We start from the raw sequence: 23,248 nt of genomic DNA on the forward strand, positions 1-23,248 counted from the left end.
TGGTTGGTAGCCGTCAGCGGCTGATTACGACGCGCTGTGCGCCTTTGAAGTTATCGGTACCGGAGATCACGATGTTGTCGCCTTCCTTCAGGCCATCGAGGATCTCCACTTTGTCGATGCTGCTTTCGCCAGCACGGATCGGTGTCTTGGTGGCAATACCATCGCGCACGACATACGCATAGCTACCGCCGGATTCATCCACGAACGAACCGCGCTGCACGGTAAGCACGTTCTCGCGATGATCAAGCAGAATGCGGACGGACAGGCGCTGGTTCTGGCGCAGTTGCTTAGGCGTCTGGCCGTCGAAGCGCACGCGCGCTGCGACTTCGCCATTGACGACTTCAGGCGAGATCGCGCTGACGACGCCCTTCCAGGTGTTGTCGTTGCCACTGATTTCGCCGCCCATGCCAATCGCCAGGTCACGCGCGAAGCTCTCAGGTACTTTCACTTCCACTTCGAGCGCGGACAGGTCGATCACGCTGAGTAGCTGTGCATCCTTGGCGACGGTGGCGCGTTCGGCGATAAAGAGCTGGCCGACCTGACCATCCACCGGCGAGCGCACATTGAGGTTATCGACTTGGCGCTGCAGATCCTGCACCAGCAGTACTTGGCGATCGTGGGCGAGCTTCTTCGCCTTGATGGCAAATGTCGCACTGTCGTTATCCAGGCCGAGATCGTCTTTGGCGTGTTCCAACGTGACCTTGGCTTTGTCCAGCGTCGCCTCGGCACGGTCCACGTCCATCTTGTTCACGCCACCGCCTGCGTAGGCTGTCTTGTAGCGGTCGAAATCGCGGGCAGCGGTTTCGTCGTCAATCCTGGCGTTGTCGTACGCCTTCTGCATTTCCGACGCTTTTTTGCGCGCATCGATCTGCGCGCTCAGGTAATCGACTTCCATCGCGTCGGCGTTGGATTGCTCCTGCGCCAGCTTGTTGCGCAGCTCGGGGCTGTCGATCACCGCCAGGACCTGCCCTTTCTTCACCGTATCGCCCGCGTGCACCTGCAAGGTGACCGCGCCGCCATAGGTGGCATAGAGCGTGGGACTGACCGCGGCAACCACCTGCCCTTCGGCGGCGATATCGCGAATAAACGGTCCGCGCTGCACCGTCGCGAAGGCCAGGCGCGAGGCGCTCACCGAAGCATCCGCGGAAAACAGGCGAGTGATGCCCGGCATGACCATGGCCAGCACGATCACAGCAACGACGGCGCCGCCGATCCACAAGATTTTTTTCTTCGGGCTCGCTTTGACCTGGATCAGGCGGTCCTGAGCGGAAGTGTCTCGAATCATGGTGTGTTCCCTGGCCGCGGACAGTGCGGCCCCCACACCTGCTCAGCAATCCGCGTGCCAGCGCGCGGACGACAAAAAAATCCTTTTTATTCAGATGATTGCGACTTGTACATTTCGACTCATCGTTGTCCGCGGACAGTTCGCCGGACAGATGGACAGGCGTGTCCGGACAGCTTGGCTCAGGTCAGCAGGACCGCCGATTCGGCATGCGCAATGCGCGCCGCAATGCGCCCGCCCAGTGATGACAACGCCGAATTGCTTCGTTCGAGCAGTTGCAATCCCGCCAACTCACGGACTTTGAAGCTCACCACCTCGGCGCTATCCGGCCTCAACGGCGAAGTGTTCGACAAGGCGGCCGGGCCGTTGTGCAGATCACCTGCATTCATCAGCGCATCCCAGGCGAGGTAATCCGTGTCGGGCAGCAAATGCAGTCGCGCCCGTATCCGACCGGAGCTATCGACACACTCCAGCCATTCCCGCGGACCATCCTCGGTGACAGTACTGGTGGCCAACAGCCAGCGCGTGTCCAACAGCGGCGCCAGTGCATGTTCGTCCACCAGCAGACCGGGCGGCGAAGCATCGCCGGCGACATCAGTCGATGCCGCGTGCAGATAAAGCACGCAGCCGAGACCGGGCAGCCTGCTTATCAAAGATTGGGGAGATACCGCGCGGCAACGCTGCGCAACGATAGCCCGCGGCGCGTGGCAACAAAGCGAAGTGGAACGTGTGGCCGGCCAGCCAAACATGGCGATCTCCTTTCGGATAGGGCTGGCATGCGCCTTAGCGCGCTGGCGAGATGGTGATGAGGAAGTTTCTGCCGATGATCCCTCTGCGCAGGGCAGAGGGCAGGCTGCACTTACTTGGTGAGAATCAGCTTGCCATTGCGGGTCAGCCGCAGGTGATATTCGCTGCCCAGATGCTGGATGACCAACTCACGCTCGCCAGCCAAAAGCCGCTGACTGGAAATCCGGCGGATCGGCGTGGCCGGGGCGACATCCACGCTGGCCAGCAGCGGCACTTGCGAGGGGCGGGAGAGGGTTAGCGTACCGGTGGTGGACATGACTCGGCTCCGTCGTCGGGGGTGACGAGTCAAATGATAATAATTCTCATTTAATAGTCAAGCACCCTGAGGCAAGGCCCGGAATCGCACGGCCACTCCACCTCTTCCGCACCGCCAGCCAGCCGTTACACTGCCGCGCACCGCTCGACCCGCATGAAATCCAGGTCGCCCCATCAGGAATAGCCCATGTCATTACGACGTCTCGCTGCTGCCCTGCTTCTACTGCCATGTCCCCTGCTTGCCCAATCCACGCTTGATACGAAGCGCGTCGATCAGATCGTCACGGCAGCCATGACGGCCAAACACATTCCCGCCTTGCAGATCGCAATAACGGAAAATGGCCAGATCGTGTATTCCAAAGCGTTCGGAACGATCGATCTGGAAAACGACGTACCCGCCACACCGCAATCCCTGTTTCGTACCGGATCACTCGCCAAGCCCCTCACAGCCGTGGCGGCACTGTCACTCGCCGATGCCGGCAAACTCGACCTGGATGCGCCCATCCAGAAGTACTGCCCACGCTTTCCGCTAAAGCCATGGCCCGTCACGACCCGCGAATTGCTGAGCCATACCTCAGGAATCCGACACTACCGGGATGACGAAATCGATAGCACACAACACTACGCATCCATCACCGATGGATTTTCGATTTTTGCCAGTGATCCGCTGCTATTCAAACCGGGCACAAAGTACACCTATTCCACCTATGGCTACTCGGTTGCAGGCTGCGTTATCGAAGGTGCGGCGCGCACGAGCTATTTCAGCTATTTGCAGCAGCATGTGTTGCAGCCTGCTGGCATGAGCCACACGGCCATCGACAATACATTCGACATCGTGCCGCACCGCGCACACGGATACCAATACGTCGATGGACAAGTAAAAAATGCCGGACTCATGGACAGCAGCTACAAGATTCCCGGCGGCGGACTGGATACGACGGCGGAAGATCTGGCCCGGCTGACCTCCGCCTTGATGGATCACCGCATCCTGAAGCCGGACACGATCGCCAGCATGTGGACGCCGTTCAAACTTGCCTCCGGACAGGCGGCTGGCATCGGCGTCGAGCCTAACGCGGCCTACGGCCTCGGCTGGGAACTCACAGCATCGAATGGACACACCATCGCTTGGCACACGGGTAGCCAGCAAGGATGCAACGACGCGTTGGCGCTCCTTCCGGACAGACGCTTCGCCATCGCCGTGCTCACGAACATGGAGGACAGCCATCCCATCGGCATCGTCAATCAAGTACTGACGATGTTCTCAGGGCAGACAACAGCTGCCCCTGAACATCCGAACTGAGCCGAACCGTAGGCGTGGTTTACGCGAGCGTACGCTCGATCCGTTCCTTCAGGGCCAGATCGAACTTAGGCAGCAACGCCAGCGCGCCGAGGTTCTGTTCCAGTTGGTCTTTGCGACTGGCGCCCAGGATCACGGTCGAAACATGTGGATTGGCCAGACACCAGGCGATGGCCAGTTGCGCAGGCGTTGCACCCAGTTCTGCCGCAATGGCTGGCAAGTGTTTTACTTTTTCCACCCGATCCCCGCTCTCGCCCAGCACCATGTCGCGCAGCCATTCGTATCCCGGCTGAGTCAGGCGCGATCCCTGCGGTACGCCCTGGCTGTACTTGCCGCTCAACAAGCCCGACGCCAGCGGCGACCAGATCGTGGTACCCATGCCGTAACTGGCGTATAGCGGCGCGTATTCCTGCTCCACGCGTTCACGATGCAACAAGTTGTACTGCGGCTGCTCCACCACCGGCGCGTACATGTGCATGGCTTGTGCGACGCGATGCGCTTCATGAATCGCGGCGGCCGGCCACTCGCTGGTTCCCCAATACAGAATCTTGCCCTGGCGAACCAGCGTATCCATCGCCGCCACGGTTTCCTCGATGGGTGTTTCGGGATCGGGGCGATGGCAGAAGTAAAGATCCAGATGCCCCACGCGCAGACGTTCCAGCGCCTGATGGCAGGCTTCGATCACATGCTTGCGCGACAGACCGCGCTGCGTCGGACGCGGTTTTTCCGCCGCGCCAAAATACACTTTGCTCGATACGCAATAGCTATCACGCGAAAAACGCAGATCGGCCAGCACATCGCCCATCAAGCGCTCGGCCTCGCCGTGATTGTAGGTCTCGGCGTTGTCGAAGAAATTGATGCCGTTATCCCACGCCATCGCCATGAGATCACGCGCTTCCGAGCGCCCTACCTGGCGCCCGAATGTCACCCACGCGCCAAAGGACAGCGCGGACAACTGCAAGCCGGTGCGGCCAAGACGACGGTATTGCATGGGAATCTCCTGGTCTGTCACACCATCATCGCCGGCCGCAGCCGACGGCACCGCGAAGCGGTTGTTACTCCACCGTGAAATCGGTAACCGTGCTATCGAGCGAACTTTCCGGATTCTGCGTGTGCAGCACCAGCGCCACGCCGTACTTTTCAAGATAAGCCAACTTCATCTTGTCGGTGACGATACCGTTCGTATCCACCGTCTGACAGTTCAACTCGCGCGCCTGTCCCTGGATCGCCGCATTGAGTTCCGATGCACTGTAATCTTTGCCGACATTGCAGATCACCTGACCCGGATCGGCGAAAGTCGCCTGCCCGTTCGCTCCATATTGATAAGCAAAGACCAGGTGACCATCGGTGTTCGTATCAAAGCGCAAAACCTTGCGCGCTTCCACGATCGGCGGCAGCGCGTTTGCATTGGCAGGAATGGTCTGGGTCAGGAACGGAAAATAACCGCGATACGTGAGATCGAACCGGGTAACCAGGTTCGCATCCTGCGATTGCACCGCCTGCATCCGGCGGATCAGACCATGACCGGCATTTTCAAGCACCACGGTCACGGTATAAGTCGTTGGATTGGCTTGCCCGGTCTGGCCAGGCTGGCCGCCAGACGTCGTCACCTGATCACGCGTCTGTGCAACGATCTTGTTGAACGGCACCGGCGCGAGGTTCGCCTGAATGACAGTGTTCTTTACCTCGGCAGCAAGGGCATCTGTGCTGAAGTGCTTCGAGAAATAGCTCGAACCGTCGGCAGGCGCGCTACTGGGCGGCGGAACGGGAACAGGAGCGGAAGCAGGAGCGCCGTCCGGCGCTATCGCTTGCATACTGCTGGCGGCACCGGCGTATCCCGCGACGAGTACCGAAGCCAGTATCGATGCAAACAGCGATTTCTTCGTGGCAAAGCTCATGACTCGTCCTCATTCCGGCAAACGGCTTTCAGGTTTAAGTGCGCATGACCGCGCCGCCATCGCGTGAAGACCACGCGGCGCGATTCTGCTCATGCACATGTCAACTTACGATACTCGCAACACCAGCCACAATACGATCGCAGCAAAAATACCGGCGATGACGTCGTCGATCATCACGCCAAGCCCACCTTTGAGGTGACGATCCAGCCAACCGATCGGCCAAGGCTTCCACACATCGAATAGGCGAAAGAGCGCAAAGCCAAGGAAAACCGCCCACCATGGCGCGAGCAACGCCGGAAGCAAGGCGATCCATTGACCGATAAATTCGTCCCAGACCAGGCTGCGGTGATCATCCACGCCGAGAAGACGGCCGGAGATATCGCAAGCCCATACGCCAATCGCAAAGCCCACTGCGATAACCAGCAGATTGAGTGGCAATGATGCATGCCGCAGCAGCAGCCAGGGCAGAATCGCCGCCAGCGATCCGAATGTACCCTGCGCTATGGGCGCGAGACCGGAGCCAAAACCGCAGGCCAACCAGCCTGCTGGGCTGGACAGCAGTGCGCGCCGTTGTGCGTCAGAAAGTGTCTTGCGTTCATTCATGCGCCGAAATGATCCCAGCCGCGATGTTCGGGTTCCAGCCATTGTCCTGCTGCATCACGCACGCGCACGCGATCTCCTTCGACAATACGGCCGATTCGTGTGGCACCGCAGCCGAGTCGCGCAAGACTGGCTTGCACAGCCGCAACGTGTTGCGCAGAGACGGTGAAGCACAATTCGTAATCATCGCCACCGCTCAATGCAAAATCACGCGATGCCGCATCATCGAACAAGTCCAGCAGCGCGGAAGAACGCGGTAGCAAGGACGCATCGATCTCTGCCCCCACCTTGCTGGATGCGCAGATGTGTCCCAGATCGGCAAGCAAGCCATCGGAAATATCGATGCATGCATTCGCGTAACCACGCAGCGCGAGGCCGGCGGCAACACGCGGTGCCGGACGATTGAGGCGATCGATCAGATAGCCCGCTCGCGCATCCGTATCGTTGGCGTGCTGTTGAACCAGTTTCAAGCCGGCCGCTGCATCGCCCAGCGTACCCGTGACGAAAACGCTGTCGCCTACTTGCGCGGCTGAACGCAGCAACGCTTTGCCTGGTGGCACGAAGCCATGCACAACAACGCTCAAGGTCAATGCACCACGTGTGGTATCGCCGCCTACCAGCGCGAGGCGGTACGGTTGTGCAAGTTGTGCGAAGCCGGTGGCCAGTCCGTCGATAAATGACGGATCGGCATGCGGCAGGGTCAACGCCAGTAAGGCCCAGGCAGGCGTAGCGCCCATGGCCGCGAGATCGGAGAGATTGACGGCAAGCGCCTTCCAGCCGATATCGGCTGCCGATGTGCCTTGCGGAAAGTGCACGCCTTCGACCAGTGTGTCGATGGCAACGGCGAGTTCCTGACCTGCCGGTACGGCGAGCAATGCTGCATCGTCGCCGATGCCCAGACGCACGTCATCACGTCCTTGCGCGGTGCGTTCGCGGATGCGGTCGATGAGGGAAAATTCCATGGAATTCGCCGCTGCGCCTTCTGATTCTAAGGACGTTGAGTCTATGTACTCGGGGAGGCAGCGCCTAGCCTGACCGTTGTCCGGCGACTGACAGCGCTGCGAAGTCACTGGGCCCCGGCCTTCGCCGGGACGACGGTATATGGCTAGAGCAGACGGCCCGATCTTACTTCCGGTTATCCGTGCTTCTCCGCACCCCGTGCCTGCGCCGCCAACTTATCCAGCACACCATTCACATAGCTGTGCCCATGATCCGCGCCGAAGCGTTTGGTCACTTCGATCGCCTCGTTGATGATCACGCGATACGGCACATCCGGACGAAATTTCAGTTCGTAGCCTGCCAGTCGCAGCACCGCACGTTCGATCGGATCGATCTGTGCGACATCGCGATCGATATAAGGCTGCAGCGCCTCGTCGATCGCCTGGACGTTCCGCTCCACGCCGCGCAGCAGATCCTCGAAATACTCCAGGTCCGCCACTTCCATATCCTGCTCGTGACGGAACTGTTCGATGACCGAGTTCATCGAGCTGCCGCTCATCTGCCATGCGTACAGGGCCTGCAGCGCACGGCGGCGGGCGCGCGAACGCGCGGCAAGGTCGATGCCTTCGGGACGCGAATTCATTACAGCTTTCCGTACAAGTTGACCATCTCCAGCACAGCGATGGCCGCATCGGCGCCCTTGTTGCCGGCCTTGGTGCCGGAGCGCTCGATCGCCTGCTCGATGGTGTCAGTGGTGAGTACACCGAAAGCCACTGGCACGCCCGAACCGAGTGCGGCCTGGGTCAGCGCCTTGGCGCATTCGCCGGCGACGTAATCGAAGTGCGGCGTAGCGCCACGAATCACCGCGCCGAGCGCAATCACCGCTGCATATTTGCCGGAATGAGCCAGCTTGTGCGCGGCCAGGCCGATTTCCCAGGCGCCCGGCACACGGATCAGGTCAATCGCATCGTCGCTCACACCGTGGCGCACCAGCGCGTCGCGTGCGCCAGCCACCAGTGGTTCGACGACAAAGCCGTTGAAACGGCCGGCAACGATGGCAAAACGGCCTTTGGGCGTGGCGAAATCGCCTTCGATGGTCTTCATGCTGGGTGGATTCCTTGAGAACGGGTGGGCCCGTGCGAGCCCGCTATTTTACGGGTTTGAGCCAGGGGATGCTCGGATTCAGGATTCACCCCATGGGAGGTTCATGCGGCTGCCGCAGATGCGGGTAACCGTGAAAATTCAGGCTCGCCCGGCGGCCCACCACGCGTAACCGCGCTGGCACGCCGAACGGCAGGGTGAATTTGTCCGGATCGTGGCCGAACGGCATGCCGGACAGCACCGGTATACCGGCGATCCGCCGGATCTGGGCAAAGCCGTCGGCAAGGTCGTAACCGTTGTCGTAGGCCGCCGGCCGGCATTGGGTGAAATCAGCCAGAATCAGGGCGCGCTGCCGTCCCAGCACCCCGGACAAATGCAGCTGGTAAAGCAGCCGCTCGATCCGGAAGGGCGGCTCGCCCACATCCTCCACGAACAGGATGCCGCCCTCGATGCGGGGAAAGTACGGGGTCTGCAGCAGGCTGCATAGCATGGCAAGGTTGCCGCCCCACAGTGGCCCTTCTGCGCTGAATTCCTCTACTTCGCCGCAATCCCAGCTCGCGTTGCCCTGCGGCGCGCTGATGGTGCGCCAGAAATGGCGCCAGGTCAGCGGACTCAGTTCCACCGCACCAAAATCCGGCCCCAGCATTGGACCACCGAAACTGACCAGCCCTGCCCTGGCATACAGCGCCATTTGCAGCGCCGTGAAATCACTGTGGCCAACCATCACCATCGGCTGCCCGGTCAGGCGTTCGCGCAAGGCATCGTAGTGCAAGTGTTCCAGCAGACGCGTGGCGCCGTAACCGCCGCGAATCGACAGCGCGACATCCGGCAATGTCTCCAGCGTAGCCAGCGCATTGATATCCGCTACACGCTGCGCATCGCTGCCGGCATAACGCAATTCGGCGCGGCTAAGCACTTCTTCGCCATCAACCACGCAGCCCGCCTTGTGAAGGCGGGCCACGCCACGCGCCATGGCGTCGCGGTCATGCGGATAGCCGGAAGGCGCAACCAAACGTACGTGGCAGGAGGAATGAGCCTGCATCAAACGAAATTCTCCCGATCTCTGCAATGACGTTTATGGCGCGATGTTTGCGGCCGTCACGGTCACATTGCGATTCAATACGAAGTCGCGCGAGGAGTGCCCGACCTGTATCGGATAGCTGCCCGCAGCGACCTGCCATTGATGCGCCTGTGCATTGAACACAGCAAGCAAACGTGGATCGATGGTGAGGGTCATCGTGCGGCTCTGGCCCGGCTGTAACGACACCTTCTCGAAACCGGCAAGACGGCGCGGCGCTTCGCCGCTGTTGGCCGGCATGCCGACATACACCTGCGGCGTGTCCATGCCTGCACGATCACCCAGATTGGTGACCTTGAAGCTCACCGTGACGCGATCACCGTGACTGCTCACGTGCAAATCGCTGTAACCGAACTTGCTGTAGGAGAGACCGAAACCGAACGGGAACAGTGGCTCCAATTTCTTCTCGTCGAACCATTTGTAGCCGACTGCTGCGCCTTCGATGTCGTAGTTGACATCCTGCTCGTTAGTGATGACCGGGCGTGGCAGTTGCTGCTCGTCCTGCGGGAAGGTCACCGGCAAACGGCCCGAGGGATTGACCTTGCCCGTGAGCACATTGGCGATCGCCTCACCGCCGCGCGCGCCTGGATACCAGGCTTCCACCACGGCGCTGACTTTCGAGAGCCACGGCATCTTCACCGGACCGCCATTTTCGAGCACCACGACGCTATGCGGGTTGGCTGCTGTCACCGCGTCGATCAGGTCATCCTGCTTGTCGGGCAACGAAAGGTTGGGCATATCGACGCCTTCGCACGTCCACTGCGTGGCAAATACAAGCGCAACATCGGACGATTTAGCCAGCGCAGCAGCCCGCGCGGGATTGCTGCCATCGTCGTAAGTAATCTTTACGTTCGGCAGCAGCTTTTGCAGAGCTTTCATCGGCGAAGAAGGATCGTAGACTTTCCACTGCCAATCCGGCCCCTTTACTGCCGGAATGGCCGGACCGCCGATCGGCCACACTTGCGCCGAACCACCACCGGACAACACACCGATATCAGCATGGCCGCCGATGATCGCCACCGACTTGATGCCTCCCTCCAAGGGTAACTGCGATTGATCGTTCTTCAGCAGCACGATGCCCTGCTCCGCCGCATGCTGTGAAACCAGTGCGTCGGCGTCCGCATTCAATGGCTTGATCACCGGCGGATTGTCGAACAGTCCCACAGCAAACATGGAACGCAGGACGCGATGCACCATGTCCTGAAAGCGGCTGTGCGGAATGGTGCCCTGGGCAATGGCCTGCAGCAGCGGCTTGCCAAAACTGTTCTGGTTGGTGCCCAGGCTGTAGCCGGAGGAAAAGTCGACACCGGACACCTGATCGGTACCCGCCATCGCATCCATCACGCCGTGATCGGCACCCCAGTCGGTCATCACCCAGCCGGGATACTTCCAGTCACCTTTGAGGATGTCATTCAACAGATGATTGTTGGAGCAATCCCACACATGGTTGACCTTGTTGTAACCGCACATCACCGAACCGGGATGACCATCCTCGATCGCCATTTCAAAGGCGAGCAGATCCGACTCGCGCATGGCACGCTCGTCGATGTTGGAGCTGACCGTAAGACGGTTGGTTTCCTGGTCATTCAGTGCGTAATGCTTGATGGTCGAGATCACATGCTGTGACTGGATGCCGCGGATCTCCCCACCATCGATGCGCGAAGCCAACAGCGGATCTTCACCGAGATATTCGAACGTACGCCCGTCGCGCGGTTCGCGCGTGAGATTGATGCCACCGGCCAGCAGCACGTTGATACCTTGTGCATGCGCTTCACCGCCGATCATGCTGCCGCCGTCGTAGGCGATCTGCGGATTCCAGGTTGCAGCAATGGCCAGCGTCGAAGGCAGCGGCGTGGTGTTGCCCTGCTCGCCGCGCACGTGACCGGGCGGCTTGCCTGGACCAGCATCCAGCGGATAGTTCTGCACGCCGATACCTGCATCATTCTCCTGCAGGGCAGGAATACCGAGCTTGGTCAGCGCCGGCACATAGCCCGCTGTGCCGATGCCACCAGGTGGCTGCTGGGCCTGCATGGTGTTGTAGGTCTGCAGCATGTGGTGCATGTCCTCGGTGGACATATGCTTGAGTAGCTGGTCCGCGCGCTCATCGGGACTGAGGGACGATGGCGGCACCGCAGATTGCTGCGCCCATGCGCTCGATGCGCATGCCACCGCCAGTGCCGTCAAACCCATCGCGCGCAAGCGCACGCGTCCGAACGTCAGATCCTTGATACTCATCTCGACCTCGTTTCAGCGGAATTAGCGCAGGCAGATTAACGGGATTTGGTTGGTGGTCATAGAGAACCGCCGATGGTCCCGCGGCAACAGCCCCAGACCGTCATCCCGGCACAGGCCGGGATCTTCTGATTTTTCTGCATAAAGACTCTGGGTCCCGGCCGGCGCCGGGACGACAGGTGAAACATCTGGCCCGTGAATCATTCTCGGTAGTAGGCCGATTTACTCTGTGTATTCGACAACCTCAAGCCCGAATCCCGCCAACCCCACCAGCTTGCGCGGCGTGCCCAGTACGCGCAGGCGATGCACGCCCAGGTCCGTCAGGATCTGCGCGCCCAGTCCGTGCTGACGCCACTCCTGCTGCTGCATTTCCTCGGGAGCCTGGGTGGCCGGCTGGCGATTGAGGCGACGTAACAACGCTTCGGGCGTGTCCTCGCCGGAGAGCACCAGCAGCACGCCGCGATTTTCATCAGCGATCCGACGCAGGGCCGAGGTCACCGTCAAACCCAGATCGTCGCGCTGCAGATGCAATACATCCGACAAGGTGTTGCGTACGTGCACGCGCGCGAGCACAGGGGCAGCGTCTTCGACGTTGCCGCGCACCAGGGCAAAATGCAGCCCATGCTTGATGGCATCGCGATATGCGACCAGGCGGAACGGGCCGAACTCGGTCTGCACGTCGTCTTCATAAACGCGCTGCACCGTTTTTTCGGTTTCCAGACGGTAGCGGATCAGGTCGGCAATCGAGCCGATCTTCAAGCCGTGCTTTTTCGCGAACAATTCCAGTTCGGGGCGTCGCGCCATCGAGCCGTCTTCATGCAGTACTTCGATCAGCACCGCGGCAGGTTCCAGCCCTGCCAGCGCAGCGAGATCACAACCTGCTTCCGTATGGCCCGCGCGAGTGAGCACGCCGCCAGGCTGCGCGGTGAGCGGAAAGATATGACCCGGCTGCGAAAGATCCTGCGGCTTCGCATCGGTCTTCACCGCCACCTGGATCGTGCGCGCGCGGTCGTGTGCAGAAATGCCGGTGGTAACACCTTCGGCCGCTTCGATCGAGACGGTGAAGTTGGTGTGATACGGCGAGGTGTTGTCGCTCACCATCGGGCGCAAGCCGAGTTGGCGCGTGCGCTGTTCGGTCAGCGTGAGACAGACCAGACCACGCGCCTCACGCACCATGAAGTTGATGTCTTCAGGCCGCACCATCTGCGCGGCCATGATCAGATCGCCTTCGTTCTCGCGATCTTCGTCGTCGAGGATCACCACCATGCGGCCAGCGCGGATGTCTTCGAGGATTTCGGGGATGGTATTGAATGCCATATTTTTGATCCTTAGCTGATTCCGCTCTCTCCACTCGAAAGCACAAAATCTGCACGTGCGCGAAAAGGTCGAAACTTGCCGCGGCGTCATTCCGGCTTTCGCCGGAATGACGCCCCCCCCACCCCCCCCCGGGGGGGGGGGGGGGGGGGGGGGGGGGCCCCCCCCCCCCCCCCGGGGGGGGGGGGGGGGGGGGGGGCCCCCCCCCCCCCCCCCCCGCGGCCGTGTTCAACACCTTAGAAACATGCGTATTTCTGTGTCTTGAGAAAGAGAAAACAGAGAATTATGCGAAGCCGTGCTGCTTCAAAAACGCCTCATCGATACGCGAGGTTTCACTACCTCCGATCAAGCGTTCCACGTAGCGCGCCACCACATCCACCTCGATATTCACCGCATCGCCAGCTCGGCGTGCATGGAACGCTGTATGTTCCACTGTATGGGGGATAAGGTTGACTCCGAATCGATTGCCGCTTACCTCGTTGACGGTAAGACTGGTGCCGTCAATGCAGATCGAGCCTTTCGACGCGATATAACGCGCAAGCTGGGCCGGCACTTCAAACGTCCAACGCTGGGAGCGCCCATCCGGCGTCACCGAAACCACCTTGCCCACACCGTCGACATGGCCGGACACCAGATGGCCGCCCAGGCGATCGGCCAGCCGCAAGGCTTTCTCCAGATTCACCGGATCGCCAGCTTTGTGCTTGCCGAGCGTCGTAAGCGAGAGGGTTTCGTTGGAAACGTCTGCCGCGAATCCACGCGCTTCCCGCGTCACGGCGGTCAGGCACACACCGGAAACGGCAATGCTGTCGCCGAGCTGCACATCAGAAAGATCGAGATCGGTCGTATCGACATGCAGACGCACGTCGCCGCCGCGCGGTTCCAGCCGCGCGATGCGGCCCACGCTTTGCACAATACCGGTAAACATCAGCGCACCTCCCTGGCGGAGGTCGACGCATCTTGGCTATGACGAATAATCATGAACGTTCTCCACGTTAAGTCATGTGAGAACGCCCCAAGGCATAAGGCACACGCATCGCTTACGCGATGCATGCCGCCGTCTTCTTTCATCCGGACTATGAGCCGCTCCGGCGAACCGGAAACAGCCTGACCGTCGGCTCCGGCTTTGGACCGGATCTGCTGACCTTCAGCCGTATTAAAAGCGGACTCTTGCGAGGTACGCGCATACGACCAAAGCGCTCGCGGGCTCGGACCTTGCGGTCCCTACCGCCGGTGGGGAATTCCACCCCGCCCTGAAGACGTTTGTTGTGTGCCGGACCAGCCGGCCTGCGGAGTTTATCACCGATCGGCTCCCGGCCCCTGTGCTGGCTGTCCACCGGACCGAACAATGTGTCCGCAGGGCGTTATCCGGGCCGCAACTGCAAACGCCAATCCTGCCCCACCTGGCGCTGATCGATGGTCCGTAACAACCATCGATCGGCCATATCGCCAAGCGATGGCAGGTGCATCAGCGGGCGAGCGCTGTCGCCAAGCATCAGCGGCGCGATATAGAGCAGCAGCTCATCGGCCAGACCGGCCGCAAACAATGCGCCACAAAGCGTCGGTCCTGCTTCGACATGCAATTCGCTGCAGCCACGCTCGGCCAGCAGGGCAAGCACGGCGTGCAGATCAAGCGCACCATCCTTCTCGGCCACAGGCTTCCGTTCAACGAGGTCGAAACGGTGATCGGTCACCGTTGCGTCAGTGGCATGCAACACCAGCGTCGGGACATGGCCATCCAGCACGTGGCTACCAGCCGGCGTGCGCAGGCGGCGGTCAAGCACCACGCGCAGGGGTGGTGTGAAGGCTTCATCCGCAAAGCGAACGGTGAGCTGGGGATTGTCGGCGAGCACAGTGCCGCTGCCGGTGAGAATGGCTGAACTGCGCGCGCGCCAGCGTTGTACATCGGCACGTGCCGCTTCGCCCGTGATCCACTTGGACTCACCATTGGCCAGCGCGGTACGGCCATCAAGACTCATCGCAAGTTTCACCCGTACCCATGGGCGCTTGCGCTCGATGCGGCTGAAGAAGCCGATGTTGATCTCCCGCGCGGCGTCCCGCAGCAGGCCGGTTTCCACCGTGATCCCGGCGGCGCGAAGTTTTTCGATGCCGCGCCCGGCCACTTGCGGAAACGGATCTTCGGCAGCGATTACCACTCGCGCGACGCCAGCAGCGATCAGCGCATCGGCGCACGGCGGAGTGCGGCCGTGATGCGCGCAAGGCTCCAACGTTACGTATGCCGTCGCGCCGCGCGCACGCTCTGCCGCTTCGCGCAAAGCAAAAACCTCAGCATGCGGCTGGCCAGCGCGCTCATGCCAGCCCTGCCCCACCACCTGCTCGCCGTGTGCCATGACGCAACCCACACGGGGATTCGGCTGCGTGGTGTAAAGCCCACGCTCGGCCAGACGCAGGGCCTGTGACATATGTGCAACATCGATGGCGGAGAAGTTCATGGAAGGGTCTGAATATCGATATGCATGATTGTCAGTGTGCGTGATCGTGCGGCGTTTGTCGCGCCATAACAGGTAGGAGTAGCCTTAAGGCAACACTGAGCAAGTATCACCGTCGTCACCAGCCCTGTCTGTTCGCAGACCACAGGACTATCGGCGAAGGCAGACTGGCCGTCTGTCGAGACGATAGGTCGAAGGTATGCGGACAGACAGGGCTGGCCCCAGCATATCTATCCAAATGACGGGGTGATGCCTGGAAGGCTCGCAGGTTGTGCCGCGCGGCTTGAAAAGGCACCCGGCCTGTCCTGTGCCACGCAACACAACCTGCGAGCCTTCCAGGCATCATGACGACGGCGATACTTGCTCAGTGTTGCCTTAAATCTTGCCCATCCGGCCAGGGAAACCGTCATGATCTACGACAATATCCTCGACACCATCGGCAATACGCCGATTGTCCGCCTGCACCGCGTCGCGCCTTCACACGTCACGCTCTACACCAAGGTAGAGGCGTTCAATCCCGGCGGTTCGGTCAAGGATCGTCTGGCCATCGCCGTGATCCTGGATGCGGAAAAGAAAGGCCTGCTCAAGCCCGGCGACACGGTCGTGGAAGCGACTTCGGGTAATACCGGCGTGGCACTGGCGATGGTATGCGCGGCACGCGGCTACCACTTCGTGGCCACAATGACCGAAACCTTCTCGGTTGAACGGCGCAAGCTGATGCGCGCCTACGGCGCCAAGGTGATCCTGACGCCTGCAGCGGAACGCGGCAGCGGCATGGTGCGTCGTGCTGAAGAGCTGGCGGCGAAGCATGGCTGGTTTCTGCCGCGGCAATTCCAGAATCCGGCCAATCCGGCTTATCACCGCAGCACCACCGCCGCGGAAATCCTGCGCGATTTCGCCGGCAAGCGCCTGGACGCCTTCGTGACTGGCTGGGGCACTGGCGGCACGCTCACGGGCGTGGGTGAAGTGCTGAAGCTCGCCCGCCCTGAAGTGAAGATCGTGGTCTCCGAACCGGCCGGGGCCTCCCTGCTAGGCGATAAGCCGTGGCAGCCGCACAAGATCCAGGGCTGGACACCGGACTTCGTGCCGGAAGTACTCAACCGGAAGATCTTCGACATCGACCTGCCGGTCGACGATGTACTCGCCCGTGACACTTCACGCCGACTGGCCAAGGAAGAAGGCATTTTCGTTGGCATTTCCGCAGGCGCGACGGTTGCCGCTGCGCTGAAGTATGCGGAAACCGCCGAAAAAGGCAGTGTGATCCTGGCGATGCTGCCGGATACTGGCGAGCGCTATATCTCGACCTTCCTGTTTGAAGGTGTGGAGGAGGGATCGGATGATGCGTGGCTGGAGAGCCTTGGCTGACTGACACCGTAACCCTCATTGCCGTCATTTCCGCGAAAGCGGGAATGACGGCAATGGAGCTTGAGATTATTGTGGAGCTTAGCTCTTGCGGTGATTCCGCTTAATGGCAGCTGCCGCGGCAGCTTCACCGAGTAGCGACAGTTGCATGTTCTCCAGTCCCGGCGGAAGATCGCGCTCCAACTTTTCGATCTCCTCACGGAAGGCATGCACGTCTTCAAACTTGCGATACACCGAAGCAAAGCGCACGTAAGCAACCTGATCGAGCTTCTTCAGCTCGCGCATCACCAACTCACCGATGTGTCGCGCCGGCACTTCACGCTCACCGCTGCGGCGCAGATCATTGACGATCTCGCGCACTGAGCTGTCGACATCATGGCTCGCCACCGGACGCTTCTGCAGCGCACGCTCAAAACTCGTGCGCAACTTGCGCTCATCGAAATTCTCCCGGCGTTCGCCGCTTTTGACGATAGCCGGGAGCTTGAGCTCTGCCGTTTCGAACGTATTGAAGCGCTCACCGCACTGCGGACACTCGCGGCGGCGGCGCACGGTGGCGCCGTCGTCGGCAAGGCGTGAATCAATCACGCGAGTGTCTTCATGCTGGCAGAAGGGGCAATGCATAGGGTTGGGTGAATACGCCTTGGTCTATCAACCGTAAACCGGGAATTTCTTGCACTGGGCCGACACTTTCTCGCGCACGGCTTTAATCACGCTTTCATCGGCCGGCGCATCGAGCACATCGCAGATCCACTTGGTCAGCTCGATCACGTCCGCTTCCTTGTAGCCACGGGTGGTGATAGCCGGTGTACCCACACGCAAGCCGGAGGTGATGAAGGGCGAGCGCGGATCGTTCGGCACGGCGTTCTTGTTGACGGTGATGTGCGCCTTGCCGAGGGCTGCTTCCGCGTCCTTGCCGGTGACTTCCCGACCGATCAGATCGATCAGCATCAAGTGGTTTTCGGTACCACCGGACACGACTTTGTAGCCGCGCTCGATCAGCGTCTTCGCCATCGCCTTGGCGTTCTTCACCACTTGTGCCTGATATTCCTTGAACGACGGCTCCAGTGCTTCCTTGAACGCAACGGCCTTGGCGGCGATCACGTGCATCAGCGGGCCGCCCTGGATGCCGGGGAACACGATGGATTGCAGCTTCTTTTCGATTTCCTCGCCCGCGTCCTTGGCGATGACGAAACCGCCGCGCGGTCCACGCAGGGTCTTGTGTGTGGTGGAGGTCACCACGTGGGCATGCGGGACCGGATTCGGATACACGCCAGCGGCAATCAAGCCGGCAACGTGCGCCATGTCGACAAACAGGTAGGCGCCGACCTTGTCAGCAATGGCGCGGAAGCGCGCCCAGTCCATCACCTGCGAGTAAGCGCTGAAGCCGGCAACGATCATCTTCGGCTTGTGTTCGACTGCCAGACGCTCGACTTCGTCGTAATCGACCAAGCCTTGTTCATTCACGCCGTACTGCACGGCGTTGAGCAGCTTGCCGGAAATATTGACCTTGGCGCCGTGAGTGAGATGGCCGCCATGAGCCAGGCTCATGCCGAGGATCGTGTCGCCCGGATTGAGCAGCGCGAAATACACCGCCTGATTGGCCTGCGAACCGGAATGCGGTTGCACGTTGGCATAGGTCGCACCGAACAGTTGCTTCAAACGCTCGATGGCCAGGCGCTCGGCCACATCCACGTATTCGCAGCCGCCGTAATAGCGCTTGCCCGGATAGCCCTCGGCGTATTTGTTGGTCAGCACCGACCCCTGGGCTTCCAGCACGCGCGGGCTGGCGTAGTTCTCGGAGGCGATCAGCTCGACATGGTCTTCCTGGCGTCGTGCTTCGTCGGCAATGGCCTTGGCCAGTTCATCGTCATAGCCGGCGATCGTGTCGGTCTTCGGGAACATTCGAGCCTCTCGGGGGTGCGCAGGGGGTTGAGTCTTGAAAGTGTAATGGTAGGGGGTGTTTGCGGCCACCGGCGGTGCTTGCACCGATCATCGCGTACACTGTACCGTACGTTGTACACAACCATCTTTTGAGGGATCATCCGTATGCGCGCCACCCCATATCGGTTAGCCCACAGCTTGCGCTGGTTGGCACTGACCTTGTTGATCGCCCCTGCCCTGCTATTCGCCCAGGCTGTGACGGGGGTGGGTTTTCAGGCCATCACCATCCACGACCCGGTCAACGGCGGCAGCATGCCGGGCTATGTGTTTTATCCCTCGGCACAGGCCAAGGGCGTTACACATGTCGGTCCATATGACGTCGGCGCCACCCGCGGTGCACCGCCGCTTCCCGGCGCAAAGCCACTGGTGGTGATTTCGCATGGCAACGGCGGTTCCGACCTTGGTCACCATACGCTGGCGACCTATCTGGCCAGCCACGGCTTTGTCGTCGCGACGCTGGAACACCCCAAAGACAACTTCCACGACACCAGCGGCGTCGGCCATGACGTCGTGCTGGCTGGCCGGCCCATCGAAGTGAAGGCCACCATTGATGCAGTGCTCAACGACCCGCAATGGAAAAAGCTGGTCGATGTCCAGCGTATCGGCGTCGCTGGATTTTCAGCAGGTGGCTACACCAGCCTGTTGATAGTGGGTGCCGTGCCGCAATTCGCGCGCTTTATCGATTACTGCCAGCGCTATCCCAAGGACGAAGCCATCTGCCACGACGCGGACAAGATCGAAACGGAAGCACGCAACCAGGGCCTGACCATGCAGCAATGGGTGGCGAACCTGCAAAACAGCCTTACACGCTGGGGCAACACGGCCGATCCGCGCGTGAAAGCCGCCTTCGTGATGGCTCCGCTGAGTCTGATCTTTGATCAGGCCGGCATCGAAAAGATCGACCGCCCGGTGTTTCTCTATTACGGCGATGCCGATCACGTGCTGATTCCACCGGAAAACGCCGCGCACATCCGGCCATGGATGAAAACGCTGGTCGACGTGAAAGTCGTGCACAACGCAGATCACTGGGTATTCATCGATCCCTGCAGCGCGGCGCTGAAGCAGGATAATCCGACGATCTGCAGCGACCCGCCCGGCGTCGACCGCATCCAGGTGCATCAACAGATCGATGCCGACGCGCTGGCCTTCTTCCGCAAAACATTGAATGTTTCAGCGCCCTGATTTCAAGCTCCAGGATTGCCGTGCCCAAAGCACTCAGTGACACCGAAACCGAAGCCTTTCGCGAACGCATCTGCCAGGTGGCCGCGAAGCTCTTCGTCGACGAAGGCCCGGCGGCGATCACCATGCGCCGCCTGGCCGCCGAAATCCGCTGCGGCACGATGACGCCGTACCGTTATTATGGAAACAAGAACGAAATCATCACCGCGATCCGCACGCGCGGGATGCACAGTCTCGCCCAGGCACTGGAAGACGCACTGGACACACCCGGCGATGGCCGCACGCGCAGCCGCAACGTTCGCGATGCCTATATCGATTTCGCGCGCCGGCACACCGCCACCTACCGGCTGATGTTCGAATATCCGGAAACCAATCGCGACGATCACGGCTACAGTCAGGCACACGCGCGCCTGTGGCGCTGTATTGCTGCCGACACGCAGGTGATGATCGACGAAGGCATGATCGAAGCTGAGGCACCCATTCTTGGCCACCAGGTCTGGGCCGCGCTTCACGGTGCGGTGATGCTGGAAATCGCCGGCTTGCTGCCGGAAGGTTTCGATGCCGCCGCACTGCACTCACGCACTTTTGTGGCGTTGATGGAATCGGCCAGCCCTGCCCATCGCAAGGACAAGCCATCAGCGTAAACAGTATGGCTTCCCTGCCCCGGAGTCGTGCACGTGACACTGCGTCAGCTAGATGATCACCAGCATTACGAAATGCCACGCCCTCGCCGCATCGCCACCGCGCTCACCATCACGTAGCTGATGATCATCAGCAAAAACCACGCGCCCAGCTTCGACAGCGGCACCATGCTCCAGCCATGATGCTGCGCCGGATAACGCCACGCAGCAGTGAAGGTGCCGACGTTCTCGGCAATCCAGATAAACGTCGCCACCAACACGAAACCCAGCAGCAAGGGCATTCGCCGGTGCACATGGCGAATGCGGAAATAAACCCAGGTCCGGCCAAACAACAGCGCTGCTGCGGCAAACAGCAGCACACGCAGATCCGGCAGAAAATGATGCGTGAAGAAATTCACGTAGATGGCGACGGCCAGCCAGACCGTTGCCGCCAGCGACGGATGATGGGTAAAGCGAAAATCGAACAGCCGCCACGCCCGTGCGATGTAGCTGCCGATCGAGCCATACATGAAACCGGTGAACAGCGGCACGCCGCCAATATGCAGCAACGAGGGTTCGGGATAGATCCACGATCCCATCGCCGTCTTGAACACCTCCATCACCGTGCCAACGATGTGGAACAAAAAGATCACGCCAGCCTCTTCCCACGTCTCCAGGCGCGTAGTCAGCAGCAGACACTGGATCGCCAGGGCCGACAAAGTAAGAAAGTCGTAGCGCGCCAACGCAGCGCCATGCGGGTAGAACGCCCAGGTCAAGCCAAGCAGCAGCACCATGCAGCCGCCGAACAGGCAGGCCGCGGCTTGCTTGGCGCCGAAGCAGACGAATTCGTGCAAGGTGACCGCCCAGCCACCATGCGACTGCGCCCACACGCCGGCTCGATCATCCAGGCGCCGGACAGCATCAGACAAGACGGAGGGATAGCTGCGGACCATCAGTAAGCTCTCGTGTAAACACATAAAGAGCTTGGCAGCCCCAAGTGGCCGGCCCATCCTCAAAAGTGGCGAACGCATGGCGATCGGCTCGCAATGGCACGGCAGACAGCGACCCTGCCGTCATCGGGATTCACCCGATAGACGCTATAATGCGTGGTTTGATACCCACGCCCTGCGCGTCACCCATCCATTCGGGCCGGCCACGCGCACGCCCACGGAGCCAGCATGCAATACATCTACACCATGAACGGGGTCAGTAAGATCGTTCCCCCGAAGCGTCAGATCATCAAGGACATTTCGCTGAGCTTCTTCCCCGGCGCCAAGATCGGCCTGCTGGGCTTGAACGGCGCGGGCAAATCCACCGTGCTGCGCATCATGGCCGGCGTGGACACCGATTTTCAGGGCGAGGCCCGTCCGCAGCCCGGCATCAAGGTCGGTTACCTGGCGCAGGAACCGCAGCTGGATCCGGAAAAGTCCGTGCGCGAAGTGGTCGAGGAAGGCGTGTCCGTGGTTCTCGATGCGCAGAAGCGCCTGGAAGAGGTCTACGCCGCCTACGCCGAGGAAGGCGCTGATTTCGACAAGCTCGCCGCCGAGCAGCAGGAACTGGAAAACCTGCTCGCCGTGAACGATGCCCACGCGCTGGAGCGTCAGTTGGAAGTGGCCGCCGATGCACTGCGCCTGCCGCCTTGGGACGCAAAGGTCGGCCCGCTGTCCGGTGGTGAAAAGCGCCGCGTGGCGCTGTGCCGCCTGCTGCTGTCCAAACCCGACATGCTGCTGCTGGACGAGCCCACCAACCACTTGGACGCCGAGTCGGTGGAATGGCTGGAGCACTTCCTGCAGGACTACCCTGGCACCGTGGTGGCGGTCACCCATGATCGCTACTTCCTGGACAACGCCGCCGAGTGGATTCTGGAACTCGACCGCGGCCGCGGCATTCCGTGGAAGGGCAACTACACCGAGTGGCTGGAGCAGAAGGACGCTCGCCTCAAGCAAGAAGCGCAGCAGGAAAAGTCGCGCCAGAAAGCCATTGAGAAGGAGCTGGAATGGGTGCGCTCGGCCGCCAAGGGCCGTCAGTCCAAGGGCAAGGCGCGCTTGAACCGCTTCGAAGAACTGAACTCGGTCGAATACCAGCGCCGCAATGAAACCAACGAAATCTTCATTCCGCCGGGCGAGCGCCTGGGCCAGGAAGTGATCGAGTTCAAGAACGTCAGCAAGTCCTTCGGCGATCGCCTGCTGATCGACGATCTGTCGTTCAAGGTGCCGCCCGGCGCCATCGTGGGCATCATGGGCCCGAACGGTGCGGGTAAGTCCACGCTGATGAAGCTGATCATGGGCAAGGAGCAGCCCGATTCGGGCGAAGTGAAGCTCGGCCACACGGTGAAGCTCGCGTACGTCGACCAGTCGCGCGGTGCGCTCGATGCGAAGAACAACGTCTGGCAGGAAGTATCCGGCGGTGCGGACATCCTCACCATCGGCAACTTCGAGATCCAGTCGCGCGCCTACATCGGCCGCTTCAACTTCAAGGGCACCGATCAGCAGAAGATCGTCGGCAACCTGTCCGGCGGCGAGCGCGGCCGCCTGCATATGGCCAAGACCCTGCTACAGGGCGGCAATGTGCTGCTGCTCGACGAACCTTCGAACGACCTGGATATCGAAACCCTGCGCGCCCTGGAAGACGCCCTGCTGGAGTTCCCGGGTTGTGCGATGGTGATCTCGCATGATCGCTGGTTCCTCGACCGCATCGCCACGCACATCATCGCGTTCGAAGGCGACTCGCACGTCGAGTTCTTCCCCGGCAACTACAACGAGTACGAAGCGGACAAGAAGCGCCGCCTCGGCGACGAAGCGTCCAAGCCGCATCGCGTGAAGTACAAGAAGCTGGCGTAACCCATCGCTCTGCTCCCTCTCCCCTCCGGGGAGATGGCTGGGGTGAGGGGCTGGGG

The 23,248-nt window shown here is 61.0% G+C and carries 22 protein-coding genes and 1 riboswitch; of the genes, 5 read left to right on the forward strand and 17 right to left on the reverse strand.

The annotated features are described in order from the left end of the window. Positions 1-13: 13 nt before the first annotated feature. The 3 genes from ISN74_RS15185 to hemP all read right to left on the reverse strand — a co-directional run bounded on the left by ISN74_RS15185 (position 14) and on the right by hemP (position 2,345). Positions 14-1,285: an efflux RND transporter periplasmic adaptor subunit gene (locus tag ISN74_RS15185; RefSeq protein WP_188800015.1), complete on the reverse strand. Its 1,272-nt coding sequence runs from the start codon at positions 1,283-1,285 to the stop codon at positions 14-16. 179 nt (positions 1,286-1,464) lie between these two features. Then, positions 1,465-1,905 carry a hypothetical protein gene (locus ISN74_RS15190; RefSeq protein ID WP_203546626.1) on the reverse strand — a complete coding sequence of 147 codons (441 nt, stop codon included), beginning with the start codon at positions 1,903-1,905 and terminating at the stop codon, positions 1,465-1,467. Between the two features lie 236 nt (positions 1,906-2,141). Next, a complete protein-coding gene (gene hemP, locus ISN74_RS15195) occupies positions 2,142-2,345 on the reverse strand; it encodes a hemin uptake protein HemP (protein WP_188800017.1) in 204 nt (67 codons plus the stop codon). 186 nt (positions 2,346-2,531) lie between these two features. On the opposite strand from hemP, the gene ISN74_RS15200 reads away from it, so the two are divergent. Then, the gene (locus tag ISN74_RS15200) at positions 2,532-3,644 is read left to right on the forward strand and encodes a serine hydrolase domain-containing protein (RefSeq protein WP_188800018.1); all 1,113 of its coding nucleotides are present in this window, start codon (positions 2,532-2,534) and stop codon (positions 3,642-3,644) included. Positions 3,645-3,663: 19 nt separating this feature from the next. Here ISN74_RS15200 and ISN74_RS15205 read toward each other — a convergent pair whose 3' ends face one another. The 11 genes from ISN74_RS15205 to ribD all read right to left on the reverse strand — a co-directional run bounded on the left by ISN74_RS15205 (position 3,664) and on the right by ribD (position 15,253). After that, positions 3,664-4,632, reverse strand: coding sequence for a potassium channel beta subunit family protein (locus ISN74_RS15205; RefSeq protein WP_188800019.1), 969 nt, complete (start codon positions 4,630-4,632; stop codon positions 3,664-3,666). 64 nt (positions 4,633-4,696) lie between these two features. Continuing rightward, positions 4,697-5,539: a hypothetical protein gene (locus ISN74_RS15210; RefSeq protein WP_188800020.1), complete on the reverse strand. Its 843-nt coding sequence runs from the start codon at positions 5,537-5,539 to the stop codon at positions 4,697-4,699. 105 nt (positions 5,540-5,644) lie between these two features. Further along, positions 5,645-6,142, reverse strand: coding sequence for a phosphatidylglycerophosphatase A family protein (locus tag ISN74_RS15215; protein ID WP_188800021.1), 498 nt, complete (start codon positions 6,140-6,142; stop codon positions 5,645-5,647). Further along, a complete protein-coding gene (thiL, locus tag ISN74_RS15220; RefSeq protein ID WP_188800022.1) occupies positions 6,139-7,101 on the reverse strand; it encodes a thiamine-phosphate kinase in 963 nt (320 codons plus the stop codon). The genes ISN74_RS15215 and thiL overlap by 4 nt, the downstream gene beginning before the upstream one ends. A gap of 173 nt (positions 7,102-7,274) precedes the next feature. After that, positions 7,275-7,721, reverse strand: a complete 447-nt coding sequence (gene nusB, locus ISN74_RS15225) for a transcription antitermination factor NusB (RefSeq protein WP_188800023.1) — start codon at positions 7,719-7,721, stop codon at positions 7,275-7,277. Next, positions 7,721-8,182 (reverse strand): 6,7-dimethyl-8-ribityllumazine synthase, encoded by a 462-nt coding sequence (ribH, locus tag ISN74_RS15230; protein WP_188800024.1) that lies wholly within the window; start codon positions 8,180-8,182, stop codon positions 7,721-7,723. Before ribH ends, nusB begins: the two co-directional genes overlap by 1 nt. An 85-nt stretch (positions 8,183-8,267) precedes the next feature. Then, entirely contained in the window at positions 8,268-9,221 is a 954-nt protein-coding gene (gene ldcA / locus ISN74_RS15235; protein ID WP_188800025.1) for a muramoyltetrapeptide carboxypeptidase, read from the reverse strand. 33 nt (positions 9,222-9,254) lie between these two features. Beyond that, positions 9,255-11,492, reverse strand: a complete 2,238-nt coding sequence (locus tag ISN74_RS15240) for a beta-glucosidase family protein (RefSeq protein WP_203546627.1) — start codon at positions 11,490-11,492, stop codon at positions 9,255-9,257. 219 nt (positions 11,493-11,711) lie between these two features. Next, positions 11,712-12,806: a bifunctional 3,4-dihydroxy-2-butanone-4-phosphate synthase/GTP cyclohydrolase II gene (gene ribBA, locus ISN74_RS15245; RefSeq protein WP_188800026.1), complete on the reverse strand. Its 1,095-nt coding sequence runs from the start codon at positions 12,804-12,806 to the stop codon at positions 11,712-11,714. A gap of 280 nt (positions 12,807-13,086) precedes the next feature. Next, positions 13,087-13,728: a riboflavin synthase gene (locus ISN74_RS15250; RefSeq protein WP_188800027.1), complete on the reverse strand. Its 642-nt coding sequence runs from the start codon at positions 13,726-13,728 to the stop codon at positions 13,087-13,089. A 127-nt stretch (positions 13,729-13,855) separates the two neighbouring features. Further along, positions 13,856-14,065, reverse strand: a riboswitch (FMN riboswitch). A gap of 99 nt (positions 14,066-14,164) precedes the next feature. Next, complete coding sequence (gene ribD, locus ISN74_RS15255) at positions 14,165-15,253, reverse strand: bifunctional diaminohydroxyphosphoribosylaminopyrimidine deaminase/5-amino-6-(5-phosphoribosylamino)uracil reductase RibD (protein ID WP_229679309.1); 1,089 nt, start codon at positions 15,251-15,253, stop codon at positions 14,165-14,167. Between the two features lie 405 nt (positions 15,254-15,658). Between ribD and cysK the strand changes: the two genes are divergently transcribed. Further along, positions 15,659-16,615, forward strand: a complete 957-nt coding sequence (cysK, locus tag ISN74_RS15260; protein ID WP_188800028.1) for a cysteine synthase A — start codon at positions 15,659-15,661, stop codon at positions 16,613-16,615. 78 nt (positions 16,616-16,693) lie between these two features. Here cysK and nrdR read toward each other — a convergent pair whose 3' ends face one another. Both nrdR and glyA read right to left on the reverse strand, forming a co-directional pair. Continuing rightward, entirely contained in the window at positions 16,694-17,233 is a 540-nt protein-coding gene (gene nrdR / locus ISN74_RS15265) for a transcriptional regulator NrdR (RefSeq protein ID WP_188800029.1), read from the reverse strand. Between the two features lie 27 nt (positions 17,234-17,260). Further along, positions 17,261-18,514: a serine hydroxymethyltransferase gene (glyA, locus tag ISN74_RS15270; protein ID WP_188800030.1), complete on the reverse strand. Its 1,254-nt coding sequence runs from the start codon at positions 18,512-18,514 to the stop codon at positions 17,261-17,263. Positions 18,515-18,658: 144 nt separating this feature from the next. Here glyA and ISN74_RS15275 point away from each other — a divergent pair, with 144 nt between their 5' ends. Next, positions 18,659-19,735, forward strand: a complete 1,077-nt coding sequence (locus ISN74_RS15275; protein WP_188800031.1) for an alpha/beta hydrolase family protein — start codon at positions 18,659-18,661, stop codon at positions 19,733-19,735. 20 nt (positions 19,736-19,755) lie between these two features. Continuing rightward, a complete protein-coding gene (locus ISN74_RS15280) occupies positions 19,756-20,376 on the forward strand; it encodes a TetR/AcrR family transcriptional regulator (protein WP_188800032.1) in 621 nt (206 codons plus the stop codon). A gap of 65 nt (positions 20,377-20,441) precedes the next feature. On the opposite strand, the gene ISN74_RS15285 is transcribed toward ISN74_RS15280, so the two are convergent. Then, positions 20,442-21,305: a DUF817 domain-containing protein gene (locus ISN74_RS15285; protein WP_188800033.1), complete on the reverse strand. Its 864-nt coding sequence runs from the start codon at positions 21,303-21,305 to the stop codon at positions 20,442-20,444. A gap of 225 nt (positions 21,306-21,530) precedes the next feature. Here ISN74_RS15285 and ettA point away from each other — a divergent pair, with 225 nt between their 5' ends. Further along, on the forward strand, positions 21,531-23,192 hold the full coding sequence (ettA, locus tag ISN74_RS15290) for an energy-dependent translational throttle protein EttA (protein ID WP_188800034.1): 1,662 nt from the start codon (positions 21,531-21,533) through the stop codon (positions 23,190-23,192). The last annotated feature ends 56 nt before the right edge of the window (positions 23,193-23,248 follow it).

Source organism: Dyella caseinilytica (genome assembly GCF_016865235.1).
GTDB lineage: Bacteria > Pseudomonadota > Gammaproteobacteria > Xanthomonadales > Rhodanobacteraceae > Dyella_B > Dyella_B caseinilytica.